The sequence below is a fragment of the Streptomyces sp. NPDC006739 genome (assembly GCF_042869815.1).
In the GTDB taxonomy this organism is placed as follows: domain Bacteria; phylum Actinomycetota; class Actinomycetes; order Streptomycetales; family Streptomycetaceae; genus Streptomyces.
The window spans coordinates 265,528-291,343 of sequence record NZ_JBIAGM010000002.1 but is presented as its reverse complement, the minus strand read 5'-3'; the positions used below and the strand labels follow the sequence as shown (position 1 = coordinate 291,343).

Annotated in this window: 21 protein-coding genes; 13 read left to right on the top strand and 8 right to left on the bottom strand. The window is 72.5% G+C overall.

The window, feature by feature from the left end:
* The first annotated feature begins 189 nt into the window (after positions 1–189).
* Both gltB and ACFYMM_RS04705 read left to right on the top strand, forming a co-directional pair.
* Positions 190–4,785 (top strand): glutamate synthase large subunit, encoded by a 4,596-nt coding sequence (gene gltB / locus ACFYMM_RS04710; RefSeq protein WP_388383814.1) that lies wholly within the window; start codon positions 190–192, stop codon positions 4,783–4,785.
* Positions 4,778–6,241 carry a glutamate synthase subunit beta gene (locus ACFYMM_RS04705; RefSeq protein ID WP_388383812.1) on the top strand — a complete coding sequence of 488 codons (1,464 nt, stop codon included), beginning with the start codon at positions 4,778–4,780 and terminating at the stop codon, positions 6,239–6,241. The genes gltB and ACFYMM_RS04705 overlap by 8 nt, the downstream gene beginning before the upstream one ends.
* Positions 6,242–6,389: 148 nt before the next feature.
* Here ACFYMM_RS04705 and ACFYMM_RS04700 read toward each other — a convergent pair whose 3' ends face one another.
* Together ACFYMM_RS04700 and ACFYMM_RS04695 are read right to left on the bottom strand one after the other, a co-directional pair.
* Entirely contained in the window at positions 6,390–7,382 is a 993-nt protein-coding gene (locus ACFYMM_RS04700) for an acyl-CoA dehydrogenase family protein (RefSeq protein WP_388383810.1), read from the bottom strand.
* Positions 7,382–8,521, bottom strand: coding sequence for an acyl-CoA dehydrogenase family protein (locus ACFYMM_RS04695; protein ID WP_388383808.1), 1,140 nt, complete (start codon positions 8,519–8,521; stop codon positions 7,382–7,384). The genes ACFYMM_RS04700 and ACFYMM_RS04695 overlap by 1 nt, the downstream gene beginning before the upstream one ends.
* A gap of 49 nt (positions 8,522–8,570) precedes the next feature.
* Here ACFYMM_RS04695 and ACFYMM_RS04690 point away from each other — a divergent pair, with 49 nt between their 5' ends.
* From ACFYMM_RS04690 to ACFYMM_RS04680, 3 genes are read left to right on the top strand one after another with little or no spacing between them, the layout of a single operon-like run.
* Entirely contained in the window at positions 8,571–9,359 is a 789-nt protein-coding gene (locus tag ACFYMM_RS04690) for an SDR family oxidoreductase (protein WP_388383806.1), read from the top strand.
* A 15-nt stretch (positions 9,360–9,374) separates the two neighbouring features.
* On the top strand, positions 9,375–9,986 hold the full coding sequence (locus tag ACFYMM_RS04685; protein ID WP_388383805.1) for a TetR/AcrR family transcriptional regulator: 612 nt from the start codon (positions 9,375–9,377) through the stop codon (positions 9,984–9,986).
* Positions 9,987–10,027: 41 nt separating this feature from the next.
* A complete protein-coding gene (locus ACFYMM_RS04680) occupies positions 10,028–11,185 on the top strand; it encodes an acetyl-CoA C-acetyltransferase (RefSeq protein ID WP_388383803.1) in 1,158 nt (385 codons plus the stop codon).
* A gap of 3 nt (positions 11,186–11,188) precedes the next feature.
* Here the strand turns inward: ACFYMM_RS04680 and ACFYMM_RS04675 are convergent, their stop codons facing one another.
* The 4 genes from ACFYMM_RS04675 to ACFYMM_RS04660 are packed head-to-tail and all read right to left on the bottom strand — an operon-like array spanning position 11,189 to position 14,594.
* Positions 11,189–12,238, bottom strand: a complete 1,050-nt coding sequence (locus ACFYMM_RS04675; RefSeq protein ID WP_388383802.1) for an NAD(P)H-dependent flavin oxidoreductase — start codon at positions 12,236–12,238, stop codon at positions 11,189–11,191.
* Positions 12,238–13,002 carry a CoA-transferase subunit beta gene (locus ACFYMM_RS04670; protein ID WP_388383801.1) on the bottom strand — a complete coding sequence of 255 codons (765 nt, stop codon included), beginning with the start codon at positions 13,000–13,002 and terminating at the stop codon, positions 12,238–12,240. The genes ACFYMM_RS04675 and ACFYMM_RS04670 overlap by 1 nt, the downstream gene beginning before the upstream one ends.
* Complete coding sequence (locus tag ACFYMM_RS04665) at positions 12,999–13,850, bottom strand: CoA transferase subunit A (protein ID WP_388383799.1); 852 nt, start codon at positions 13,848–13,850, stop codon at positions 12,999–13,001. The genes ACFYMM_RS04670 and ACFYMM_RS04665 overlap by 4 nt, the downstream gene beginning before the upstream one ends.
* A complete protein-coding gene (locus ACFYMM_RS04660; protein WP_388383798.1) occupies positions 13,851–14,594 on the bottom strand; it encodes an enoyl-CoA hydratase family protein in 744 nt (247 codons plus the stop codon).
* Between the two features lie 98 nt (positions 14,595–14,692).
* On the opposite strand from ACFYMM_RS04660, the gene ACFYMM_RS04655 reads away from it, so the two are divergent.
* Positions 14,693–15,538: an SDR family oxidoreductase gene (locus ACFYMM_RS04655; protein ID WP_388383796.1), complete on the top strand. Its 846-nt coding sequence runs from the start codon at positions 14,693–14,695 to the stop codon at positions 15,536–15,538.
* Between the two features lies 1 nt (position 15,539).
* Positions 15,540–16,454, top strand: coding sequence for an SDR family oxidoreductase (locus ACFYMM_RS04650; protein ID WP_388383793.1), 915 nt, complete (start codon positions 15,540–15,542; stop codon positions 16,452–16,454).
* A gap of 19 nt (positions 16,455–16,473) precedes the next feature.
* On the opposite strand, the gene ACFYMM_RS04645 is transcribed toward ACFYMM_RS04650, so the two are convergent.
* On the bottom strand, positions 16,474–17,355 hold the full coding sequence (locus ACFYMM_RS04645) for a hypothetical protein (protein ID WP_388383792.1): 882 nt from the start codon (positions 17,353–17,355) through the stop codon (positions 16,474–16,476).
* Positions 17,356–17,471: 116 nt separating this feature from the next.
* Between ACFYMM_RS04645 and ACFYMM_RS04640 the strand changes: the two genes are divergently transcribed.
* From ACFYMM_RS04640 to pepN, 3 genes are all read left to right on the top strand, one after another.
* Entirely contained in the window at positions 17,472–17,822 is a 351-nt protein-coding gene (locus ACFYMM_RS04640; RefSeq protein WP_388383790.1) for a chorismate mutase, read from the top strand.
* An 89-nt stretch (positions 17,823–17,911) separates the two neighbouring features.
* The gene (locus ACFYMM_RS04635; protein WP_388383788.1) at positions 17,912–18,463 is read left to right on the top strand and encodes a two-component system response regulator; all 552 of its coding nucleotides are present in this window, start codon (positions 17,912–17,914) and stop codon (positions 18,461–18,463) included.
* Between the two features lie 56 nt (positions 18,464–18,519).
* The gene (gene pepN / locus ACFYMM_RS04630; RefSeq protein ID WP_388383786.1) at positions 18,520–21,012 is read left to right on the top strand and encodes an aminopeptidase N; all 2,493 of its coding nucleotides are present in this window, start codon (positions 18,520–18,522) and stop codon (positions 21,010–21,012) included.
* Positions 21,013–21,084: 72 nt separating this feature from the next.
* Here the strand turns inward: pepN and ACFYMM_RS04625 are convergent, their stop codons facing one another.
* Complete coding sequence (locus ACFYMM_RS04625; RefSeq protein ID WP_388383784.1) at positions 21,085–21,669, bottom strand: GNAT family N-acetyltransferase; 585 nt, start codon at positions 21,667–21,669, stop codon at positions 21,085–21,087.
* A gap of 165 nt (positions 21,670–21,834) precedes the next feature.
* On the opposite strand from ACFYMM_RS04625, the gene ACFYMM_RS04620 reads away from it, so the two are divergent.
* From ACFYMM_RS04620 to ACFYMM_RS04610, 3 genes are read left to right on the top strand one after another with little or no spacing between them, the layout of a single operon-like run.
* Positions 21,835–23,193, top strand: a complete 1,359-nt coding sequence (locus ACFYMM_RS04620) for a pyridoxal phosphate-dependent decarboxylase family protein (protein WP_388383782.1) — start codon at positions 21,835–21,837, stop codon at positions 23,191–23,193.
* Positions 23,190–24,614 carry a lysine N(6)-hydroxylase/L-ornithine N(5)-oxygenase family protein gene (locus ACFYMM_RS04615; RefSeq protein WP_388383780.1) on the top strand — a complete coding sequence of 475 codons (1,425 nt, stop codon included), beginning with the start codon at positions 23,190–23,192 and terminating at the stop codon, positions 24,612–24,614. Before ACFYMM_RS04620 ends, ACFYMM_RS04615 begins: the two co-directional genes overlap by 4 nt.
* A gap of 49 nt (positions 24,615–24,663) precedes the next feature.
* The gene (locus ACFYMM_RS04610) at positions 24,664–25,812 is read left to right on the top strand and encodes a GDSL-type esterase/lipase family protein (protein WP_388383777.1); all 1,149 of its coding nucleotides are present in this window, start codon (positions 24,664–24,666) and stop codon (positions 25,810–25,812) included.
* Positions 25,813–25,816: the final 4 nt, after the last annotated feature.

Here is a 25,816-nt window from a genome sequence, read left to right as displayed (position 1 = left end):
CCCCGCCGCCACAGCGGCGTCCGCATGCTGGAACGGAGTATCCGGTTCCCGAGAACCGCTCCATCATGTAACCTGCACGAAATTTTGCACTCCGCAGAGGGCCAACGTCGTCCCTCGGCAATCTGCTCCCCCAGAGCCTCAAGAGCCTGGGAGGGGTTCCAGCCACTTGAGACGACGACGGGAGAGCCGATGCGTACGCCGCGCCAGCCGTCCCAGCATTCCGCGAATGGCCAGAACTGGTCCTTCATGGATGCTCGCCCTGCTGCGCAGGGTATGTACGACCCCCGCAACGAGCACGACGCCTGTGGCGTCGGCTTCGTGGCCACCCTCACCGGCGAGGCGAGCCACGCGCTGGTCGAGCAGGCGCTCACGGTTCTGCGCAACCTGGAGCACCGCGGCGCCACCGGCTCCGAGCCCGACTCCGGGGACGGCGCGGGCATTCTCTCGCAGGTGCCCGACGCCTTCTTCCGCGAGGTGGCCGGATTCGACCTCCCCGCGGCAGGCTCGTACGCCGTCGGCATCGCCTTCCTCCCGGAGGACGGCATCGAGGACGCCGTCTCGCGGATCGAGACGATCGCTGCCGAGGAGGGCCTGACGGTCCTCGGCTGGCGCGCGGTCCCGGTCGCCCCCGAACTGCTGGGCGCCACCGCCCGCTCGACCATGCCGGCCTTCCGGCAGGTCTTCGTCACCGACGGCGCCAGCGAGGGCATCGCGCTGGACCGCAAGGCGTTCGTGCTGCGCAAGCGCGCCGAGCGCGAGGTCGGCGTCTACTTCCCCTCGCTCTCCGCCCGGACGATCGTCTACAAGGGCATGCTCACCACCGGTCAGCTGGAGCCCTTCTTCCCGGACCTGTCCGACCGCCGCTTCGCCTCCGCGATCGCGCTCGTGCACTCCCGGTTCTCCACCAACACCTTCCCGAGCTGGCCGCTCGCGCACCCCTACCGCTTCGTCGCCCACAACGGTGAGATCAACACCGTCAAGGGCAACCGCAACTGGATGGTCGCCCGCGAGTCCCAGCTGGTCTCCGAGCTGTTCGGACAGCAGGAGAAGCTGGACCGCATCTTCCCGGTGTGTACGCCCGACGCCTCCGACTCGGCGTCCTTCGACGAGGTGCTCGAACTCCTGCACCTGGGCGGCCGCTCGCTGCCGCACTCCGTGCTGATGATGATCCCCGAGGCGTGGGAGAACCACGACTCCATGGACCCGGACCGGCGCGCCTTCTACCAGTTCCACTCCACGATGATGGAGCCCTGGGACGGCCCGGCCTGCGTCACCTTCACCGACGGCACCCAGGTCGGCGCCGTACTCGACCGCAACGGCCTGCGCCCCGGCCGCTACTGGGTCACCGACGACGGCCTCGTCGTCCTCGGCTCCGAGGTCGGCGTCCTCGACATCGACCCGGCCAAGGTCGTCCGCAAGGGCCGGCTGCAGCCCGGCCGCATGTTCCTCGTCGACACCGCCGAGCACCGCATCATCGAGGACGACGAGATCAAGGCGCGGCTCGCCGCCGAGGCCCCCTACGCCGAGTGGCTGGAGGCCGGCGAGATCGAGCTGGGCGACCTGCCCGAGCGCGAGCACATCGTGCACACCCACGCCTCGGTCACCCGCCGCCAGCAGACCTTCGGCTACACCGAGGAGGAGCTGCGCGTCATCCTGGCCCCGATGGCCAAGGCCGGCGCGGAGCCGATCGGCTCGATGGGCACGGACAGCCCGATCGCGGCCCTGTCCGAGCGCCCGCGGCTGCTGTTCGACTACTTCACCCAGCTGTTCGCGCAGGTCACCAACCCGCCGCTGGACGCGATCCGCGAGGAGCTGGTCACCTCGCTGCGCTCGTCGCTGGGTCCGGAGGGCAACATCCTGGAGCCGACGGCCGCCTCCTGCCGCAGCGTCACGCTCCCCTTCCCGGTCATCGACAACGACGAGCTGGCCAAGCTCATCCACATCAACGCCGACGGCGACATGCCCGGCTTCAAGGCCGCGACGCTCTCCGGCCTGTACCGGGTCTCCGGCGGCGGTGACGCCCTCGCCGCGCGCATCGAGGAGATCTGCGCCGAGGCGGACGCCGCCATCGACAACGGCGCCCGGCTGATCGTCCTGTCGGACCGCCACTCGGACGCCGAGCACGCCCCGATCCCGTCGCTGCTGCTCACCTCGGCCGTCCACCACCACCTCATCCGCACCAAGCAGCGCACCCAGGTGGGCCTGCTGGTCGAGGCCGGTGACGTCCGCGAGGTCCACCACGTCGCCCTGCTCATCGGCTTCGGCGCCGCCGCCGTCAACCCGTACCTGGCCATGGAGTCCGTCGAGGACCTGGTCCGCGCGGGCACCTTCCTGCCCGGCATCGAGGCCGAGAAGGCCATCCGCAACCTGATCTACGCCCTCGGCAAGGGCGTCCTGAAGGTCATGTCCAAGATGGGCATCTCGACCGTCGCGTCCTACCGCGGCGCCCAGGTCTTCGAGGCCGTCGGTCTCGACGAGGCCTTCGTCGCGAAGTACTTCAACGGCACCGCCACCAAGATCGGCGGCGTCGGCATCGACGTCGTCGCCCGGGAGGTCGCCGCCCGGCACGCGAAGGCGTACCCGGCCAGCGGGATCGCCCCGGCCCACCGCGCCCTGGAGATAGGGGGCGAGTACCAGTGGCGCCGCGAGGGCGAGCCGCACCTGTTCGACCCGGAGACGGTCTTCCGCCTCCAGCACTCCACGCGCTCCGGCCGCTTCGACATCTTCAAGAAGTACACGTCCCGGGTGAACGAGCAGTCCGAGCGCCTGATGACGCTGCGCGGCCTGTTCGGCTTCAAGTCGGACCGGCAGCCGATCTCCGTCGACGAGGTCGAGCCCGTCTCCGAGATCGTCAAGCGCTTCTCCACCGGCGCCATGTCGTACGGCTCCATCTCCAAGGAGGCGCACGAAACCCTCGCCATCGCCATGAACCAGCTGGGCGGCAAGTCCAACACCGGTGAGGGCGGCGAGGACCCGGACCGTCTGTACGACCCGGCCCGGCGCAGCGCCATCAAGCAGGTGGCCTCCGGCCGCTTCGGCGTGACGAGCGAGTACCTCGTCAACGCGGACGACATCCAGATCAAGATGGCCCAGGGCGCCAAGCCCGGCGAGGGCGGCCAGCTGCCCGGCCACAAGGTCTACCCCTGGGTCGCCAGGACCCGGCACAGCACCCCGGGCGTGGGCCTCATCTCCCCGCCGCCGCACCACGACATCTACTCCATCGAGGACCTGGCCCAGCTGATCCACGACCTGAAGAACGCGAACCCTCGGGCGCGGATTCACGTCAAGCTGGTCTCCGAGGTCGGTGTCGGCACGGTCGCCGCGGGTGTGTCCAAGGCGCACGCGGACGTCGTGCTCATCTCGGGTCACGACGGTGGTACGGGCGCCTCGCCGCTGACCTCGCTCAAGCACGCCGGCGGTCCCTGGGAGCTGGGCCTCGCCGAGACCCAGCAGACCCTGCTGCTCAACGGCCTGCGCGACCGCATCGTGGTGCAGACCGACGGACAGCTGAAGACCGGCCGTGACGTGATCATCGCCGCGCTGCTCGGCGCCGAGGAGTTCGGTTTCGCGACCGCGCCGCTGGTCGTCTCCGGCTGCGTCATGATGCGCGTCTGCCACCTGGACACCTGCCCCGTCGGCATCGCCACCCAGAACCCGACCCTGCGGGACCGGTTCTCCGGCAAGGCCGAGTACGTCGTGAACTTCTTCCGGTTCATCGCCGAGGAGGTCCGCGAGCTGCTCGCCGAGCTGGGCTTCCGCTCCATCGAGGAGGCCGTCGGCCACGCCGAGGTCCTCGACGTCCAGCGGGCCGTCGACCACTGGAAGGCACAGGGCCTGAACCTGGAGCCGCTCTTCCACGTGCCCGAGCTGCCCGACGGCGCGGTGCTCCACCAGGCCGTCGCCCAGGACCACGGCCTGGAGAAGGCGCTGGACAACGAGCTGATCAAGCTCGCCGCCGACGCCCTGGCCGCCTCCGGCGCGACCGACGCCCAGCCGGTGCGCGCCCAGGTCGCCATCCGCAACATCAACCGCACGGTCGGCACCATGCTCGGCCACGAGGTGACGAAGAAGTTCGGCGGTGCGGGCCTGCCCGACGACACCATCGACATCACCTTCACCGGATCGGCCGGCCAGTCCTTCGGCGCCTTCCTGCCGCGCGGCGTCACGCTGCGCCTGGAGGGCGACGCCAACGACTACGTCGGCAAGGGCCTGTCCGGCGGCCGGGTGATCGTCCGTCCCGACCGGGGCGCCGACCACCTCGCCGAGTTCTCCACGATCGCGGGCAACACGATCGCCTACGGCGCGACCGGCGGCGAACTGTTCCTGCGCGGCCGTACCGGTGAGCGGTTCTGCGTGCGCAACTCCGGCGCGACGGTCGTCTCCGAGGGCGTGGGCGACCACGGCTGCGAGTACATGACCGGCGGTCACGCCGTGGTCCTCGGCGAGACGGGCCGCAACTTCGCGGCCGGCATGTCCGGCGGTATCGCGTACGTGATCGACCTGGACCGCGACAACGTCAACGCCGGCAACGTGGACTCCGTCGAGGCGCTGGACGACACGGACAAGCAGTGGCTGCACGACGTGGTGCGCCGCCACGCCGAGGAGACCGGCTCGACGGTCGCCGGGAAGCTGCTCGCCGACTGGGACGTGGCCGTGCAGCGGTTCAGCAAGATCATTCCCAGCACGTACAAGGCAGTGCTCGCCGCCAAGGACGCCGCCGAGCGAGCCGGTCTCTCCGAGACCGAGATCACCGAGAAGATGATGGAGGCGGCGATCAATGGCTGACCCGAAGGGCTTCCTGAACCACGGCCGTGAGGTCGCCAAGACCCGCCCCGTCGAAGAGCGCGTCAAGGACTGGAACGAGGTCTACGTCCCCGGCTCCCTGCTGCCGATCATCAGCAAGCAGGCCAGCCGGTGCATGGACTGCGGCATCCCGTTCTGCCACAACGGCTGTCCGCTGGGGAACCTGATCCCCGAGTGGAACGACTACGCCTACCGTGAGGACTGGGCGGCCGCCTCAGAGCGCCTGCACGCGACCAACAACTTCCCGGAGTTCACCGGTCGCCTCTGCCCGGCTCCCTGCGAGTCGGCCTGTGTGCTGGGCATCAACCAGCCGCCGGTCACCATCAAGAACGTCGAGGTCTCGATCATCGACAAGGCGTGGGACACCGGCGACGTCAGGCCGCAGGCCCCCGAGCGCCTGTCCGGCAAGACGGTCGCGGTCATCGGCTCCGGCCCGGCGGGACTCGCCGCCGCCCAGCAGCTGACCCGGGCCGGCCACACCGTCGCCGTCTACGAGCGCGCGGACCGCATCGGAGGCCTCCTCCGCTACGGCATCCCCGAGTTCAAGATGGAGAAGCGGCACATCAACCGCCGTATCGAGCAGATGCGCGCGGAGGGCACCCGCTTCCGCACCGGCATCGAGATCGGCCGCGACCTCAAGGCGACCGACCTGAAGAAGCGGTACGACGCGATCGTCGTCGCGGCCGGTGCCACCACCGCCCGTGACCTCCCGGTCCCGGGCCGGGAACTGACGGGCATCTACCAGGCGATGGAGTACCTGCCCCTGGCCAACAAGGTCCAGGAGGGCGACTATGTGGCGCCGCCGATCTCGGCCGAGGGCAAGCACGTCGTCGTCATCGGCGGCGGTGACACCGGCGCGGACTGCGTGGGCACCGCCCACCGGCAGGGCGCGGCCTCCGTCACCCAGCTGGAGATCATGCCCCGCCCGAACGACGAGCGGCACCCGGTCGCCCAGCCCTGGCCGACCTTCCCCATGCTGTACAAGGTCACCTCGGCGCACGAGGAGGGCGGCGAGCGGGTCTACTCGGTCTCGACGACCCACTTCGAGGGCGACGAGGACGGCAACGTCCAGTGGCTGCACCTGACCGAGGTGGAGTTCGTCGAGGGCAAGCTGACCCAGAAGCCGGGCACCGAGCGCAAGATCCCCGCCCAGCTGGTCACCCTCGCCATGGGCTTCACCGGTACCGACCGGGAGAACGGCCTGGTGGACCAGTTCGGGCTGGACCTCGACGAGCGCGGCAACATCGCCCGCGACGCCGAATTCCAGACCAGCGTCCCCGGTGTCTTCGTCGCCGGTGACGCGGGCCGCGGCCAGTCCCTCATCGTGTGGGCCATCGCGGAGGGCCGCTCGGCCGCCCGTGGCGTGGACCGCTTCCTCACGGGTGCCAGCGAACTGCCGGCCCCGATCCGGCCGACGGACCGCTCGCTGATGGTCTGAGCCACGCCCGAGAGAACGTCCCGTACAACGGCGTACGGGCTGGTGTCCGGGGGCTTGCCCCCGGACCCCCCGAAGACGGCGCCTGCCCCCCAGTCCCCGACCGGACGAACGGGCAGGCGCCGCCGCTTTGCCCGCGCCCACCGGGAACTCACCGGCGGCGTCCCCCGTCGGCGGCACCACGGGCGGTACCGCCGGCCGCGCCCGCCAGGACCAGGTCCCGGCACTCGTCGGGGCCGCCCCAGGCCGTGCGCAGGGCGCGGGCCTTGGTCAGCCACAGGGACAGGTCGTACTCCGCCGTGTAGCCGATCGCGCCGTGCAACTGGAGCGCGGTGCGCGCGGTGCTGTAGGCCGCCTCGCACGCGCTCAGTCGGGCGGCGGCCACATCGGCCGCGTCGAGGGTCAGCGCGGCCCCGAAGAGGAGGGGCCGGGCGAACTCCAGGGCGATCTTCGCGTCCGCCAGCCGGTGCTTGACCGCCTGGAAGGAGCCGACGGGGACGCCGAACTGGGTCCGCTGCCCGACATACGCGACCGTCCGGTCGAGCAGGGCGAGCCCGACACCGAGGGCCTGGGCGGCGGTGGCCAGCCGGGCCCAGGCCAGGGCGCGGTCGACCGGTGGGCGGGGGCTGAGGAGTTCACCGCCGGGGGCGAGGGGGGTGAGCCGGCGGGCGGGGTCCAGGGAGCGGCGCACCGGGCCGGGGCCGGGGGACAGGCGCAGGCCCTCGGGGGTCAGGGCGAGGTGGAGGTCCGCCGCGTCGCCGTCGAGGGCGTGGGTCCCGAGGGCCACCGTCGCCATCGTCGCGCCCTTCGCCAGCCCGGGCAGGAACCGTTCGGCCGACGGGCCCGGCCCGGCGAGCAGCACGGCCGCCGCGACCGTCTCCACCAGCGGTCCGGGCACCGCGTGTCTGCCCAGCTCGAGGAAGGCCACGGCCAGTTCGACGGGGTGGGCGCCCAGCCCGTCGTACGTCTCGGGCACCGCGAGCGCGAACACCCCCGCCTCGGCGAGGCGGGACCACAGCGCCCGCCCGCCGGTGTGGTCGCCGCGGTTCCAGTCCCGCACCACCGACGGCGTGTCCGCGGCCGTCAGCATCGCGTGCAGGGAGTCGGCGAAGGCGCGCTGCTCGGTGTCGAGGAGGAAGCGCATCAGCGGCGTCCCTTCGGCAGGCCGAGCAGGCGCTCGGCGATGATGTCGCGCTGGATCTCGTTGGTGCCCGCGTAGATGGGGCCGGCCAGGGAGAAGACGTAGCCCTCCGCCCATGCCGTGTCCGCCCGCTCGCCGTCCTCGCCGAGCAGATCGAGCGCCGTCTCGTGCAGTGCGAGGTCGTACTCGGACCAGAAGACCTTGTTCAGGCTGGACTCGGGGCCGAGTTCGGCGCCGTCCAGGAAACGGCAGGCGGCGGCATAGGTGAACAGCTGGTAGGCGCGGGCGCCGACGAGGGCGTCCGCCACCCGCGCGCGTTCGGATGCCGGGCAGCCGCGGGCGCGCCACAGCTCGAACAGGCGGTCGGCACCGGCGAGGAAGCGGCCGGGTGAGCGCAGGGTCAGTCCGCGTTCGTTGCCCGCCGTCGACATCGCGATGCGCCAGCCCTGCCCGGGCTCGCCGATCACGTCCTCGTCCGGTACGAACACCTCGTCCAGGAACAGCTCCGCGAAGGCCGGCCTGCCGTCGAGGCGGCCGATCGGGCGGACCGTGACCCCCGGCGCGCGCAGGTCGAACATGAGGTACGTCAGGCCTTGATGGGGTTTCGGCGCCCCGGGGTCGCTGCGGAACAGGCCGAAGGCCCGGTCGGCGAAGGCGGCCCGCGAGGACCAGGTCTTCTGCCCGCCGATCAGCCAGCCGCCGTCGGTGCGGACCGCCCTGGAGGTGAGCGCGGCCAGGTCGGAGCCCGCCTCCGGCTCGGACCAGGCCTGCGCCCAGATCACCTCGCCACGGGCCATGGGCGGCAGCACCCGGGCGCGCTGCTCCTCGCTGCCGTGGTCGAAGAGGGTGGGGGCGAGCAGGCTGATCCCGTTCTGGCCCACGCGCCCGGGCGCGCCCGCCGCGTAGTACTCCTCCTCGAACACCAGCCAGCGCAGCAGCCCGGCGTCCCGGCCGCCGTAGGCCCGCGGCCAGGACACCACCGACCAGCGGTCCGCGGCCAGTTCGGCCTCCCAGGCGCGGTGTGCCGCGAAGCCCTCCGCCGTCTCCAGGGAGGGCAGCGGGGTACGCGGCACGTGCGCGTCCAGCCAGGCGCGGGCCTCGGCGCGGAACTCCTCGTCGGCCGGAGCGTGGGTGAGGTCCACGACGGCACCATCCTTCCCTAACAAGTGTTTGGTAGGTTAGCGTGGGCCCATGACAGGCGTCGAGAGCCCGGCGTACGTCCCCGGGCACGGGTTGCTGAAGGACCGCACCGCCGTCATCACCGCGGCGGCCGGAGCGGGGATCGGCGGGGCGACCGCGCGCCGCTTCCTGGAGGAGGGCGCACGGGTGCTGATCAGCGACGCCCACCCGCGCCGCCTGAAGGAACACGAGGCCGAACTGGCCCGGGAGTTCCCCGGGGCCGTCACGGCGACGCCCTGCGACGTCACCGACGACGCCCAGGTGCGCGCGCTGTTCGACACGGCGCTGCGGGAGCACGGCCGGCTGGACGTCGTCGTCAACAACGCGGGCCTGGGCGGCACATCGGCCCTCGTCGACATGACGGACGAGCAGTGGTCGACCGTGCTCGACGTGACGCTGAACGGCACCTTCCGGTGCACCCGGGCCGCGCTCCGGCTGTTCGGGGAGCACGGGAGCGGCGGGGTGATCGTCAACAACGCCTCGGTCGTCGGCTGGCGCGCCCAGGCCGGGCAGGCCCACTACGCCGCCGCGAAGGCCGGGGTGATGGCGCTGACCCGGTGCGCGGCGATGGAGGCGGCCGGGTACGGGGTGCGGGTCAACGCCGTCTCGCCCAGCCTCGCCATGCACCCGCACCTGGTGAAGGTGACGACCCCTGAGCTGCTGGCGGAACTGACCGCCCGCGAGGCCTTCGGGCGGTACGCCGAACCCTGGGAGGTGGCCAACGTCATCGTGTTCCTGGCCTCCGGCTACTCCTCGTACATGACGGGCGAAGTCGTCTCCGTCAGCAGCCGGCATCCGTAGGACCACAATGGACCCGTGCCGACCAAGAAGAAGCCCCAGGTGACCGCCGCGCCCGCGCGCCGCCGCGAACTCCTCGAAACCGCCGCCGAGGTCTTCGCCGAGCAGGGCTACAACGCCACCACCGTACGCAAGATCGCGGACCGGGCGGGCATGCTCGCGGGCAGCCTCTACTACCACTTCGACTCCAAGGAGTCGATGCTGGAGGAGATCCTGCGGACCTTCCTCGACGAACTGGGGGACGGCTACGACACCGTCCTGGCCGCCGGGTTCGAACCGCGCCGGACGCTGGAGGCGCTGGTCACCGAGTCCTTCCGGGAGATCGACCGGCACCGCGCCGCCGTCGCGATCTACCAGAAGGAGAGCAGACAGCTCGTGGCGCAGGACCGGTTCACCTTCCTCGCCGACTCGCAGCGCAGGTTCGAGAAGGCCTGGCTGTCCACCCTGGAGCGGGGGGTCGCCGAGCGGGCGTTCCGCTCCGACCTCGACGTCCGCCTCACCTACCGGTTCGTGCGCGACACGGTCTGGGTCGCCGCCTCCTGGTACCGGCCCGGCGGACAGCACAGCCCGGAGGAGATCGCCCGGCAGTACCTGTCGATGGTGCTGGACGGGATCGCCGTACGCGCATAGTCCCTTCATCGTGAACATGCCTTTCCTGTGAGGGAGTTGTCATGGCCGAGGCCTACATAGTCGAAGCGGTGCGCACGCCCGTCGGACGACGCGGGGGCGGGCTGAGCGGGGTGCACCCGGCCGACCTGGGCGCGCACGTGCTCAAGGAACTGGTCGCACGCTCGGGCGTGGACCCGGCCGCCGTCGAGGACGTCGTCTTCGGCTGCCTGGACACGGTCGGACCGCAGGCCGGGGACATCGCCCGGACCTGCTGGCTGGCGGCCGGGCTGCCCGAGGAGGTGCCCGGCGTGACCGTCGACCGGCAGTGCGGCTCCTCGCAGCAGGCCGTGCACTTCGCCGCACAGGCCGTGCTCTCCGGCACCCAGGACCTGGTCGTCGCGGGCGGGGTGCAGAACATGTCCCAGATCCCGATCGCCTTCGCCACCCGGCAGGCCGCCGAGCCGCTGGGGTTCACCCAGGGTCCCTTCGCCGGCAGCAGCGGCTGGCGGAGCCGCTACGGCGACAAGCCCGTCAACCAGTTCGCCGGCGCCGAGATGATCGCCGCCAAGTGGGGCATCAGCCGCCAGGACCAGGAGGAGTTCGCCCTGCGCTCGCACCGGCGGGCGGTCCGGGCCATCGACGAGGGCCGCTTCGACCGGGAACTGGTGCCCTACGCCGACGTCCGCACCGACGAGGGCCCGCGCCGGGACACCTCCCTGGAGAAGATGGCCGCCCTGAAGCCGGTCATCGCCGGCGGCACCGTCACCGCCGCCTGCTCCTCCCAGGTCTCCGACGGCGCGGCGGCCCTGCTGCTGGCCTCCGAGCGGGCGGTCCGGGAACACGGTCTGCGTCCGCGCGCCCGCGTGCACCACCTGTCGGTGCGCGGCGAGGACCCCATCCGCATGCTCACCGCGCCGATCCCCGCCACCGCCCACGCACTGAAGAAGACCGGTCTGACCATCGGCGACCTCGACCTGGTCGAGATCAACGAGGCCTTCGCACCGGTCGTCCTGGCCTGGCTCGAGGAGACCGGCGCCGACCCGGAGAAGGTCAACGTCAACGGCGGCGCGATCGCCCTCGGCCACCCCCTCGGCGCCACCGGCGCCAAACTGATGACGACCCTGCTGCACGAACTGGAGCACACCGGCGGCCGGTACGGCCTGCAGACCATGTGCGAGGGCGGCGGCCAGGCCAACGTGACGATCGTCGAACGGCTGTGAACCTCACCCCACGGCCGCCAGTCTCCGCCGCACCTCCTCCGCCTCCTTCATGATCCGCTCCACCAGTTCCGCGCACGACGGCAGGTCGTCGATCACCCCGGCGACCTGCCCCGCCGCCATCACCCCGAGGTCCGTCCGCCCGTCCACCATCGCCGACCTCAGCAGCATCGGCGTGTTCGCCGCCAGCAGCACCTGACTCCAGGACAGCTCCTTGCCGTGCCTCAGGGCGAGCCCGTCACGCACCAGGTCCCGCCAGGTGAGCCCCGACAGCTTCCGGAATCCGGCCGCCCGGCGGAGGGCCCGGAACAGCGTTCGTGTCCGGCCGGAGTCCTCCAGCGCCCGCACCAGGTCCGTGCGCAGCATCCGGTGCGGCAGACCGTCCACCGCCCGGGTGACCGTCACGTCCCGGACCGTCGCCGCCAGGTATCTCTCCTTCACCGCGTCCGGCACCGTCGACTCCGAGGTGAGCAGGAACCGCGTGCCCATCGCCACCCCCGCCGCCCCGTACGCCAGCGCCGCGACCAGACCCCGCCCGTCGAAGAAGCCGCCCGCCGCCACGACGGGTATCCCCACCGCGTCCACCACCTGCGGCAGCAGCACGCTCGTCGCCACCTCGCCGGTGTGCCCGCCACCCTCCCCGCCCTGCACGATCACCGCGTCCGCGCCCCACGCCGCGACCTTCTCGGCATGCCGCCGCGCCCCGACCGACGGGATCACGACCACCCCCGCGGCCTTCAACTCGGCGATCAGCTCCCGGGAGGGCGCCAGGGCGAAGGACGCCACCCGCACCCCCTCCTCGATGATCAGACGGACCCGGTCGCCGGCGTCGGCCGCGTCCGCGCGCAGGTTCACCCCGAACGGCGCGTCGGTGCGGGCGGCGACCTCGCGCACCGCCGCCCGCAACCGGTCCGGCGTCATCGTCGCGGAGGCCAGGATGCCGAGCGCTCCCGCGTTCGCCGCCGCCGACACCAGGCGCGGACCCGCCACCCAGCCCATCCCCGTCTGCACGATCGGATGGCGGACCCCGACCAGCCGGGTGAGCGCGCTCTCCATCAGCTCCTCGCCCCCTGCGCGACCTCGCGCTCCCGGGCGCCGTCCGGGTCCAGCACCTCGCGGATCAGGCGCAGTTCCCCGGCCGAGGGCTCCCGTGTGTGCGGGACCTCGTCCGGCACCGTGAGCGCGAAGCCGGTCGCCTCCCGCACCTGCCCGACGCTCACCCCCGGGTGCACCGACGCCAGCCGCATCGAGTGGTCCGGGGTGGCGAAGTCGAACACGCCGAGGTCGGAGACCACCCGGGGGATCCGGTGGTGGCGGGCCGTGCCCGACAGGCCGGCCGCACGGTCGTACCCCACCCCGCACACCATGTCCACGCGCTCCACGAAGACCCGCCGGGAGTGTCTCGGGATCCAGTAGCTCGTCGGGTTGTTCAGCGTGTTGAGGGGCGCCCCGCGCACCCCGAGCAACTGCCGCCGGGGCCTCGCCCAGTCGCCGATGCAGGAGATGTTCTGGTTGCCGTACCGGTCGATCTGGCTCGCCCCCATCATCACGTGCCGCCGGCCGCCCGCCACCAGGGCCAGATGCTGCCGGTAGGGCAGCCAGCCCTCGGCCGTGCCGTCCGGGCGGACGAGCAGCGCCTCGCCGTCGGTCAGCAGCAGGTCCGGCGCGAAGGTGAGCCGGGCCAGCCGCGCTCCCAGGGAGGGGATCAGGCCCATCGGGGACGCCAGGATCTCCCCGCCGCCGCGCCATGCCTCGGCGCAGGCGATCACGCAGTGCTCGGCACGGGTGGCCGCGGGCAGGGGGCCCTCGGTGTCGCTCATTTCCCCTGCTCCTTCCACCAGTTCGCCACCGCCGCCCGGTAGGCCTGCTCGTCCCCGCCGAGGAACCGCTCGGCGAACTCCGGCCAGGGCGTGGACGCGTACAGCCGCTGGAAACCCTCGTCCCGGCCGTAGTCGGGGGCGCAGGAGGTGAAGTGCGCGCCGCTCGGAGCCTCCACCACCCCGGCCACCACATGCCGTTTGACGAGCAGCGTCTGGGCCGGCGCCTCCTTGGTCAGCTCGGCGGTGTCGACGATCCGTTCGCACGAGACGTAGGCCGCCTCCGCCGCCTCGCAGAACAGGTCGTCGAAGTAGGGGTCCGGGCCCAGGTACTGCCCGTTGCCCAGCCGGTCGGCGCGGTTGACGTGCACCAGGGCCGCGTCCAGCCGCAGCGCGGGCATCGCGACGAACGTCTCGGCGTCCTCGTAGGGCGAAGTGACCGTGCGCAGACCGGGGTTGACCCGCATGACGTCCGAGCCGAGACCCGCCCGCACGGGCAGGAAGGGCAGCCGGTTCGCCGCAGCCCGCAGACCCCACATGAACATCCCCTCGTCGATCTCCGTCAGCTCGAAGGCGCCCCGCTCACGCGCCGCCCGGTAGTGAGGTTCGAGCGGGATCGAGTCGAGGGTGACGAAGGCCGTGACCAGTTTGCGGATCCGTCCGGCAGCGGCCAGCGCGCCGACGTCCGGGCCGCCGTACGAGACGATCGTGAGATCGCCGATGTCGGACCGGAGCAACGCTCTGACCAGGGCCATCGGCTTGCGCCTGGACCCCCAGCCACCGATGCCGAGGGTCATGCCGCTCTCCAGGCGGGCGACCACCTCGTCGGCGGTCATCGTCTTGTCGCTCACCTACGCACCCTCCTTCCCGAAGGAGTCACGGACACGGCCGGCCACGCCACCGACATCGGCCTCGAAGGTGAAGCCCTGTTCGAAGCGGTAGCTGCGGCGCACGTCGACCGGGTCGATGCCGTTGATGGCCGCCTTCGCCATGCGCAGCAGATCGCCGTCCTTGGCGGCGATCTCGCGGGCCAGCTCCAGCGCCGCCGCTCGCAGCCCGTCGCCCGGCACCACCCGCCACACCGAGCCGTGGGCGTGCAGTTCGGCCGCGCTCACGGTGCGCGAGGTGTAGTACAGCGTCCGCATCAGATGCTGGGGGACGAGCCTGGCCAGATGCGTGGCCGCGCCCAGGGCGCCCCGGTCCAGCTCGGGCAGCCCGAAGGAGGCGTCCTCGCTCGCCACGATCGCGTCCGCGTTCCCCACCAGGCCTATCCCGCCGCCCAGGCAGAAACCCTGCACCGCCGCCACCACCGGGACCTCGCACTCGTACACCGCCGCGAAGGCCTGCGCGCAGCCCCGGTTGGCGCCGATCAGCGCCTGCCGCCCGTGCGCCTGTATCTCCTTGATGTCCACGCCCGCGTTGAAACCCCGGCCCTCGGCGGCCAGCACCAGGCACCGGACCTCCGGGTCGCGGCCCGCCGCGCGCACGGCCTCGGCCAGGGCGAACCAGCCGGCCACCGGCGGCGCGTTCACCGGCGGGAAGTCGACCGTGACGAGCGCAATCCCCTTTTCCGGGGACGAAGTGGAGACACCCATGGACGCATCAGCTACCTTCGCACTCAACGCCTTTCCACCAAACATTTGTTAGGTGAGGGTTCGAAGCTAGCAGTCGGCGATGACAAGCGGGAGAGCCTGTGGACAACTCGCTGCACGGCAGGACCGTCGTCGTCACCGGCGGCACCCGGGGGGTCGGCGCGGGCATCGCCCGGGCCTTCGCCGAGGCGGGCGCCCGGGTCCTGGCCTGCGCCCGCCGCCCACCCGAACACCCGCTCCACGGCGTGGAGTTCGCCTCGCTCGACGTGCGCGACCCGCCCGCCGTCCGCGCCTTCTTCGAGGCGCTGCCCCGGCTCGACGTCCTCGTCAACAACGCGGGCGGCACCCCGTACCGGCTCCTGGCCGACGGCGACAGCGAGCGGCACGTACGGGTGATCGAACTGAACCTGATCGCCCCGCTCACCGCCTCCCTCGCCGCCTACCCGCACCTGCGGCGGTCCCGGGGCTCGGTCGTGATGGTCGGCAGCGTCAGCGGCGGCCGCCCCTCGCCCGGCTCGGCCGCGTACGGGGCGGCCAAGGCGGGGCTGGAGAACCTGGCCCGCTCGATGGCGGTGGAGTGGGCGCCCGAGGTGCGCGTCAACACGCTCCTCGTCGGCATGGTCCGCACCGAGCTGTCCCACCTCCACTACGGCGGCGAGGACGGCATCGAGGCGGTCTCCCGCACCGTCCCGCTCGGGCGGCTGGCGGCGCCCACGGATGTCGGTGCCGCCGCCGTCTTCCTCGCCTCCGCGCAAGCCGCCTACATCAGCGGGGCGAGCCTGCACGTGCACGGGGGCGGGGAGCGGCCCGCGTTCCTCGACGCCGCGACCGCGAACCAGGCCGGACCGACGGCGGAGTCGGCCGGGCGAGCAGCCGAGACGGCCGGGCGAACAGCCGCGACAGCCGCCCGAACAGCGGGGACAGAGGAGAAGAAGGAGGAGGAGTGAGATGAGCGGAATCTGCGCCGGCCGGGTCGTCGTCGTCACCGGTGCCGGACGGGGACTGGGCCGGGCCCACGCCCTGGCCTTCGCCGCCGAGGGCGCGCGCGTCGTCGTCAACGACCTGGGCGTCGGTCTCGACGGGACGCCGGAACCGGACCACCCGGCGGCGGCCGTGGCGGAGGAGATCCGGGCGGCGGGCGGCCAGGCGGTCGCGCACGGCGGCGACGTCGCCACGAGCGGCGGGGCCGCCTCCCTGATCCGGACCGCGGTGGAGAGATACGGCCGGCTCGACACCCTCGTCAACAACGCCGGCTTCCTGCGGGACCGGATGCTGGTCAACCTCGACGAGGGCGACTGGGACGCCGTGCTGCGCGTCCACCTCAAAGGCCACTTCCTGCCGCTCAAGCACGCGGCCGCGCACTGGCGGGCCGAGGCCAGGGCGGGCCGCGCGCCGGTGGCCCGGATCGTCAACACCAGCAGCGGGGCGGGGCTGCTGGGCTCGGTCGGGCAGGGGAACTACAGCGCGGCGAAGGCCGGGATCGTCGGGCTGACCCTGGTCGCGGCGGCCGAACTGGCGCGCTACGGCGTGCAGGTCAACGCCGTCGCCCCGGCCGCCCGCACCCGTATGACGGAACGTACCTTCGCGGAGACCATGGCGGCCCCCGGCGCCGGTTTCGACACCATGGCCCCCGAGAACGTCTCCCCGCTCGTGGTCTGGCTCGGCTCCGCCGCGAGCGCCGGGGTGACCGGCCGGGTGTTCGAGGCGGAGGGCGGCCGGATCACCGTCATGGAGGGCTGGCGACCGGGCCCCACCGCCGACAAGGGCGCCCGCTGGGCCCCGGCCGAGGCGGGCGAGACGGCACTGAAACTGCTCGCGGCGGCACAGGAGCCGGGGGCGGTGTACGGGGCCCAGGCCCCATGACACGGCTTGCGGAAGCGTCCTAGGTGTCGCACTCCAGTACGGTCCGGCACAGTCCGCACCGCGCGCGCACCCGCCCCCGTACGGGCACCCGGATCCGCTGGTGGCAGGTGGGACAGGGAAAGGAGACCCGGAGCCGGCCGCCGCTGTCCGGGGTGAAGGTGTAGGGGACGCCCTCCTGGGAGACGGGCGGGTGGCGCCGGTCGCGGGCGTAACGGCGGCGCCCCGCCCAGCCGGCCGCGGTGAGCGGTGGCTGCTGCTCGTCCCGGCGGGCCAGGGCCAGGCCCTCGACGTACGCCGTGTAGGCCTGCGGGCTGGTGAACCACACGGAGGGGTCCTCGCCGAAGACCAGGGAGCGCTTGGCCAGGACGTAGCCGAACTCCTCCGGGGTGAGGTAGCCCAGCTTCTGGGAGGACGCCGCGTCCTCGCGGTAGGCGTCCAGCAGCAGCCAGCCCGCGCCCAGGTACGTCGTGGCCGTGTCCGTGAGGATCTCGTTCTCCGCGGTGCTGGGGAAGGACAGGTCCAGACGGTGCAGGTAGACGTGCATCACCTCGTGGGCGAGAGCCGCGCCGATGTCCCGGCGATGGGTGCGGAAGCGGTCGTTCAGTTCGATGAAGTACTCCGGGCCCGCCGTCAGTTCCACGTTCGCCGCGTGGGTCATCTCGCGAAAGCCGATGATCATGCGGGCGTCCGGCAGCCGGAAGTGCCGCACCAGCTCACGGGCCACCCGCTGGGCGCCCAGATGGAGGTCGTCGGTGTCACAGAAGGCCACGTCCGCGGGGGCCACGCTGGCCGGGAAGGTCTGGACGGTGTCGTACGACAGCCGCCGGTACAGCGCGGTGACAGCGGCCCGCACCGTCTCCAGATGCGGGAATCCGTGCTCGACCGGTCCGCCGTTCGCCACGTCCGTACCCCCAAAGACGCCCAGAACTCCTCTCCACTCTAGGCCGCCGTGCGCGGATCCCGCGTGAGTTGCGCCCGGCGCCCCGAGACCCGCCCGCGCCCCTTAGGGTTGGCCCCATGACCCCCAGCAACACCGGTAACGGTGACGTCGAGCCCGCGGTGCGCGCGGAGCTGGACCGGCTTCGTGACAGCATCGACAACATCGACGCGGCCGTCGTCCACATGCTCGCCGAGCGGTTCAAGTGCACCCAGCAGGTCGGACACCTCAAGGCGGTCCACCGGCTGCCGCCCGCCGATCCGGCCCGCGAGGCACGGCAGATCGCCCGGCTGCGCACCCTCGCCGAGAACGCCAAGCTCGACCCGGCCTTCGCCGAGAAGTTCCTCAACTTCATCATCGCCGAGGTGATCAGGCACCACGAGAGCATCGCCGAGGACACCCTCAACGGCCAGGCACTCCAGGCCGACTGACCCCGGGCGGGCACTTCCCGCCGTCCGCCGGGCCCTCCGTCGCGGAGCGGAGACGTAAGCTGGTGGTCCATGCGGAGGGACGTCGGGCCATGCCGTCGGATGCCAGGATCCTGATCGTCGACGATCACAAGGACACGCTCTACGCGCTGGAGAGCGCCCTCGTCTCCCTCGGCCACCCCCTCGCCCACGCCACCAGCGGCGACGAGGCGCTCAAGGAGGTGCTCCGCCGGCAGGTCGGTCTCCTGCTGCTGGACGTGCGCATGCCCGGCGTCAGTGGCCTGGACGTGGTGCGCTATCTGCGCCGCCTGGAACAGACCCAGCACATCCCCGTCATCCTGCTCACCGGCTTCGGCCCCGACCAGGAACTGGCCGCCACCGCCTTCGGCCTGGGCGTCGCCGACCTGCTCATCAAGCCCGTCGACCCCTGGTCCCTGCGCACCAAGGTCCAGTACCTGTACGACGCCCACCAGCGCAGGCTCGCCCTGGAGCGGGAGATCCGCGAACTGCGCGCCCTGGTCAGGGACCGTACGGCCGCCGTGGAGGACCGACAGCCCCACCCGCACCCCACCCCCACCACCGACAGCCGGGTGCCGCCCCAGCGGGAGGCGCGCCACGGCACCCCGGCGCAGGACCGGACATAAGCCGTGTACCGATCCACCCCTGTGCGCTGTCGGCGCCATCAGGCAGCATGTCGTTCATGTCCGTACTGACGCGCGACGAAGCGCAGCTGAGAGCACAGCTCCTCGACGTCCACCGCTACACGATCGATCTCGACCTGACCACCGGGTCCGAGACCTTCGCCTCCCGTACCGTGATCCGCTTCACCGCGCGGACCGAGGGCGAGACGTTCGTCGAGGTCAAGCCCGCCGAGCTGCGTTCGGTCACCCTCGACGGACAGCCCATGGACCCGGAGACCCTGGACCAGCACCGGCTGCCCCTGAAGAACCTCACGGCGGGCGAGCACGAGCTGTGCGTGGACGCGGTCATGCGCTACTCCCGCACCGGTGAGGGCATGCACCACTTCACCGACCCCACCGACGGCGAGACGTACGTCTACACCCAGGTGTTCATGGACGACGTGCAGCGCGTCTTCGCCGCCTTCGACCAGCCCGACCTGAAGGCCGTCTTCGAACTGACCGTCAGTGCGCCGCAGGACTGGACCGTGCTGGCCAACGGCGTCACCGAGCACCTCGGCGAGGGCCGCTGGCGGGCCGCCCCCACGCCGTTGATCTCCACCTACCTGGTCGCCGTCGCCGCCGGCCCCTGGCACTCCGTGCGCGCCGAGCACCGCGGCCTGCCCCTCGGCCTGCACTGCCGCCGCTCACTGGCGCCCCACCTGGACGCCGACGCGGAGGAAATCCTCGGCATCACGCGCGCGTGCTACGACCGCTACCACGAGAAGTTCGAGGAGCCCTACCCCTTCGACTCCTACGACCAGGCGTTCGTCCCGGAGTTCAACGCCGGCGCCATGGAGAACCCGGGCCTGGTCACCTTCCGCGACGAGTTCGTCTACCGCTCCGCCGTCACCGACACCGAGCGGCAGACCCGTGCCATGGTCATCGCCCACGAGATGGCCCACATGTGGTTCGGCGACCTCGTCACCCTCAAGTGGTGGGACGACATCTGGCTGAACGAGTCCTTCGCCGAGTACATGGGCTACCAGACCACCCTGGAGGCGACCCGCTTCACCGAGCCCTGGGTCGACTTCGGCGTGGCCCGCAAGGCCTGGGGCTACGACGCCGACCAGCGCCCCTCCACCCACCCGGTCGCCCCCGAGGCCGTGGACGACACCGCCGCCGCCCTGCTCAACTTCGACGGCATCTCCTACGCCAAGGGCGCCTCCGCGCTGCGCCAACTGGTGGCCTGGCTCGGCGAGAAGGACTTCCTGGCCGGCATCAACACCCACTTCGCCCGGCACCGGTTCGCCAACGCCACCCTCGCCGACTTCATCGACTCCCTCGCCTCCGCCACCGACCGTGACGTCCACGCCTGGGCCGACACCTGGCTGCGCACCACCGGCGTCGACACGCTCACCCCGCGCCTGGCCACCGCCCCCGACGGCACCCGCACCCTGACCGTCGACCGCGCGGGCAGCCGCCCGCACCGCATCACCGTCGGCCTCTACGACCACGACCTCGCCGACGAGGCCCGGCTCGTCCTGCGCGAGCGCATCGACCTCGACATCCCGCAGACCGCCCCGCAGCCCCTCGGCAAGCGCCCCGCACTGCTCCTCCTCAACGACGGCGACCTCGGCTACGCCAAGGTCCGCTTCGACGCCGAGTCCTTCGACACGGTCCGCACGCGCCTGTCCGGGCTGCCCGACCCGCTCACCCGCGCGGTGGTGTGGAACGCCCTCAGGGACGCGGTCCGCGACGGCGAACTCCCGCCCGCCGCCTATCTGGAGACGGCCCGCGCCCACCTCCCGCACGAGAGCGACCTGGCCCTCGTCCAGGGCGTCCTGTCCTTCGCCTGCGCCCAGATCGCCGACCGCTACCTGGCGCCCGAGGACCGCCCGGCCGCCCTGGCCACCCTGACCTCCCTGTGCCGCGACCTCATCCGGCGCACCGAGGACGGCGACAACCCGGGCCTGCGGCTGATCGCCGTACGGCACTTCATCGACGTCGCCGCCCACCCCGACGCCATCGCCGCCTGGCTCGCCGACGGCACGGTGCCCGGCGGCCCGGAACTCGACCCCGAGCTGCGCTGGCGCATCCTCGGCCGGCTCGCCGTCCTCGATGCCACCGACGAGGCCGCCATCGACGCGGAGCTGGCGCGCGACCCGTCCGCCACCGGCCAGGAGGGCGCCGCCCGCTGCCGCGCCGCCCTGCCCGACCCCGAGGCCAAGCGCCGGGCCTGGGAGGCGATGTTCGCCGCCGACGACTCGACCGATCTGTCGAACTACCTGTTCACGGCGACCGCCCAGGGTTTCTGGCAGCCCGAACAGAGTGAACTGGTACGGGAGTACGTGCCGCGCTACTACAAGGACGCGGTGGCCCTCGCCGCCCGTCGCGGCCCCGCCATCGCCGTCGCCACCGGCCGCTGGGCCTTCCCCGCCTACGCCGTCGACGCCGAGAACCTCGCCCTGGGCGAGGCCTGTCTGCGCGACGCCGAGCCGAGCGCGGCCCTGCGCCGCAAGCTCGCCGACGAACTGGACGACCTGGCCAGGGCGTTGCGCGTCCGGCGCGGATGACGAGGGGCGGGCGGACGGCGGCTCACCGGCTCCCCGGGGCCGATCCGGCGACAGGGCCGTGCCGGCCCGCGCTCACGAGGCGCCGTCCCGCTCCGCCGAGCCGGTCCGCCGGGCCGGCGCCAGACGCAGCACCGCCCGCCGCGCGTCCCCTTCGCGCGGCCCCGCCCGCCGGTTGCCCACCTCGGCCCGCCGCGGGGCGGCCGCCTCCAGGGTGAAGCCCAGGCGTTCCAGGAACCGTTCGCCGGAGCGCCAGCCCGGCGGGACCGTCGCCGTCACCAGCGAGGTGTCCTCGGCGCGCGCCAGCAGGAACTCGGCGACCGCCCGGCCGAGACCCCGCCCGCGCGCCCAGGGCGCCAGCAGGAACATGCCCACCGCCACCGACCCGGGCTCGGGATGGTTCCGTACGGCGTCCAACAGGCCCGTGACCACCCCGTCCCGCTCCACCACCAGGAGCACCTTGTCGTCGGGGCTCGCCCCCTCCGGCAGCGAGTAGAACAGACTCTGCACGTCACCCGGCCCGGACGGCAGCCCGGTCGCCGCCACGAACCAGTCCTCGCACTCCTCGAACAGGGCGAGCAGCGGCGCCTCGTCCGCGGGCCCGGGCTCCCGGACCACCACCCGCTCACCCGGTACGTCGATCATCCACGCGTCCGTCATCCGACCGACGTTAGTGCGGCCCGCACCCCTTGCCCAAGGTTTTCCCCGCACCGCGATACCACTTTCGGGTTGAGATCGCCGGGCTTTCGGGACGCGCGGGACTCTTCCCATACAAGCTGGAATTCCCCACGGACGTCCGCCTCGCCGCGCCCCGGAGGAGAACCCATGAGCCTGCCGCCCCTCGCCTCAGGACCCGACGGCCCCGTCGCCCTGCGGCCGCTCCTGGACACCGTCCTCGACGCGCTGCGGGCCGGCGGCCGGGCCCGGGGCGGCCCGCTGCCGGCCGGCGGACCCGACGCCGTGGCCGCCCGGGTCGCCGACGCCGTGGGGGACGTCCTGCCCGACGAGGGCGACCCCGACGCCCTGCGGGTCCTCGTGCACGCCCTCGCCGAAGGCGCCGCCGACCCCGCCGACCCCCTGTGCGCGGCCCATCTGCACTGCCCGCCGCTCGCCGTCGCCACCGCCGCCGACCTCGCCGCGAGCGCCCTCAACCCCTCGCTGGACTCCTGGGACCAGGCCCCGGCCGCCTCCGCCCTGGAGAGCGTCGTCGCCCGTACCCTCGCCCAGGAGGCCGGCCTCGCCGACGCCCTGGTCACCAGCGGCGGCACCGAGTCCAACCAGCTCGCCCTGCTGCTCGCCCGCGAGGCGCACGGCGGCAGCGTCCGCCTGGTCTGCGGCGCCAACGCCCACCACTCGCTGCCGCGCGCCGCCTGGCTGCTCGGACTGCCCGACCCGGTCGTCGTCCCCGCACCGGGCGGCACCCTCGACCCCGCCGCCCTCGACGAGGCCCTCACCGCGCTGTCCGGCCCGCTGCTGGTCGCCGCCACGGCGGGCACCACCGACGCCGGCCTCATCGACCCGCTGCCCGAGATCGCCGGCCTGTGCGCCGCCCACGGCACCCGGCTGCACATCGACGCCGCCTACGGCGGAGGCCTGCTGTTCAGCGACCGGCACCAGGAGAAGCTGGCCGGTCTCGAAGCCGCCCACACCGTCACCCTCGACCTGCACAAACTCGGCTGGCAGCCGGTCGCCGCGGGCCTGCTCGCCGTCGCCCGCCCCCGTGACCTCGCCGCACTCCACCAGCGCGCCGACTACCTGAGCGCCGACGACGACTCCGAAGCCGGGTACCCCGACCTGCTCGGCCGGTCGCTGCGCACCACCCGCCGCCCCGACATCCTCAAGATCGCCGTCACCCTGAAGACCCTCGGCCGCACCGGCCTCGGCGCCCTCGTCGACCAAGTCTGCGAGCGGGCCAAGGAGTTCGCCGCCCTCGTCCAGGACCACCCCGGCTTCGACCTCTACGACCGGCCCACCATCAGCACGGTCCTGTTCCGCCCCGCCCAGGCCGCCGACGACACCGTGGCCGCCGTACGCCGCACCCTCCTCCACCAGGGCCGGGCCGTCCTCGGCCGGGCCCGCCTCGACGGCCGGCTCTGGCTCAAGGTCACCCTCCTCAACCCCCACACCCGGCCGGACGACTTGGCCGACCTGCTGAAACTCGTGGAAGGAACGACGTTTCGATGAGCCCGATGCCAAACCCCCCACGCCACGAGCCCGAAGCACCCCGCGACCTGGTCGGCATCGGCATCGGTCCCTTCAACCTCTCCCTCGCCGCCCTCGCCGACCCGCTCGCCGAACTCGACTCCGTCTTCTACGAACAGCGCCCCGGCTTCGACTGGCACCCGGGGCTGCTCATCGCGGGCGCCACCATCCAGGTGCCCTTCCTCGCCGACCTGGTGACCCTCGCCGACCCCACCAGCCCCTGGAGCTTCCTCAACTACCTCAAGAGCCGCGACCGGCTCTTCCCCTTCTACTTCGCCGAGCGCTTCCACATCCAGCGCGCCGAGTACGACGCCTACTGCCGCTGGGTCGCCGAGAGCCTGCCCGGCCTGCACTTCCGCCACCAGGTCGACGCCGTCCGCTGGAACCCGGAACGCGACGTCTTCGAGGTCGACTTCACCCAGCTCGACGCCGAGGGAGAGGCCGAGGCCCTCGGCCGTACGTACACCAGGAACATCGTCCTCGGCGTCGGCACCGCCCCCTACGTCCCCGATCCGCTCAGGCCCCTCGTCGAGGCCCCCGGAGTGCCCGTCCTGCACGCCGCCGACTACCTCGAACACCGCGACACCGTCCTCGCCGCCGACCATGTCACCGTCGTCGGCTCCGGACAGTCGGGCGCCGAGGTCTTCCTCGACCTGCTGCGCCACCGCCCCCTCGGCCACGAGCGGCTGCACTGGCTCGGCCGCAGCGAGGCGTTCGCGCCCATGGAGTACTCCAAGCTGGGCCTGGAGCACTTCACCCCCGACTACACCCGGTACTTCCACGCCCTCGACGAACCCGTCCGCGACCGGCTCGTCGCCTCCCAGTGGCAGTTGCACAAGGGCATCGACGCCGACACCATCGCCGCCATCCACGACGAGCTGTACCGCCGTACCCTGCACGGCGGCTGGCCGGACGCCGTGCTCACCCCGGGCGTCCAGGTCCGCACCGCCGGCCGCATCGCCACCACCCAGCTGGAACTGCACGTGGAACACGTCCAGCAGGGCAGCCGCTCCCGCCTCACCACCGGCGCCGTCGTCCTCGCCACCGGCTACCGCGAACGCCCGCTCGGCCGCATCCTCGCCGGACTCGACCCCTATCTGCGCCGTGACAGCAGGGAACGCCCGCGCATCGACGAGAACTTCCGGCTCGTCCTCGACCCCTCCGTCACCGGCTCGGTGTACGTGCAGAACGCCGAACTGCACACCCATGGCGTCGGCGCCCCCGACCTCGGCCTGGCCGCCTGGCGCAGCGCCACCATCCTCAACTCCCTGACCGAAAAGGAGCCCTACCCGCTGCCCGCGCGCACGGCCTTCACCAGCTTCGGACTCGACGGGCCGAGGCACCGGATCCCGGCCGCCCGGCAGGCCATGCGGCTGACACCCCTGGTGGACGACCGGCAATAACCAGGCAAACCCCGGAAGATCCCCGATGACGGTGGTGTTGGGCCATGCCATGACCACAACATGGATCGCAGCCCACCGCACCGCCGTCATCAACCCCCATGAGAGCTTCCGGCTCTTCGAGAGCAGAGGCTTCACCGACCAGACCGTACGGCAGTCCCTGCGCCTGGCCGGAGGAGGTGAGGCGCTGCGCATCAGGATCGGCAACCGCTACGGCAAGGAACCCCTGGAGATCGGCGGCGCCCGCCTCGCCCGGCGCACCACCGGCCACGGCATCGACCCCGCGACCGACACCCCGCTGACCTTCGACGGCGCCACCGCCGTCACCGTCCCCGTCGGCGAGGAGCGCGTCAGCGACCCCGTCGAACGGCCCGTCCCGGCCGGGCAGGAACTCACCGTCAGCCTTTACCTGCCGGGCGAGACCGGACTCACCTCCTTCTCCGCGGTGCCGTACGACATCGGGTACGCCGTGCCCGGTGACCGGACGTCCGCCACCACCCTGCCGGACGCCGAGGAGGTGGCGACCGGCCACTTCGGGATCGGCGCCGACGTCCGGGCGCCCGAGGGCACGCGGATCGCCGTCGCCTTCGGGGACTCCTGGATCGAGGGCGCGGCCACCACCCCCGGCCTCGACAACAGCTTCCCGGCACAGCTCGGCCGACGGCTGACCCGCGGCTGGATCGTCAACCAGGGCATCTCCGGCAACCGGCTGCTCACCGACGAGATCGGCGAACACCTGCTCGCCCGCGTCGACCGCGATGTCCTCGCCGAGCCGGGCGTCAGCCACGTCCTGATCCACATCGGTCTCAACGACCTCGGCCTGCCGGGCACCATCGCCTTCCCGGAACCCGGCGAGCCGCCCACCGCCGAGGAGCTGGTCAACGGCCTGACGGCACTCGCCGACCGGCTGCACGCCGCCGGTCTCACCGTCATCGGCTCCACCATCGGCCCGTACCGGGGCACCGTCTACGACGGCTACGACACCGACACCGGCCAGGCCGTGCGGCGCGAGGTCAACGACTGGCTGCTCGGGGACCGGCACCCCTTCGACGGGGTGGTGGACGTCGCCGCGGCCGTGGCGGACCCGGCGGCGCCCGACCGGATCCGTCCCGAGTTCAACAGCGGCGACGGCCTGCACGTCAATGACGCCGGCGCGAAGGCCATCGCCGACGCCGTCGACCTGTCACTCCTGGACCTCTGACAGA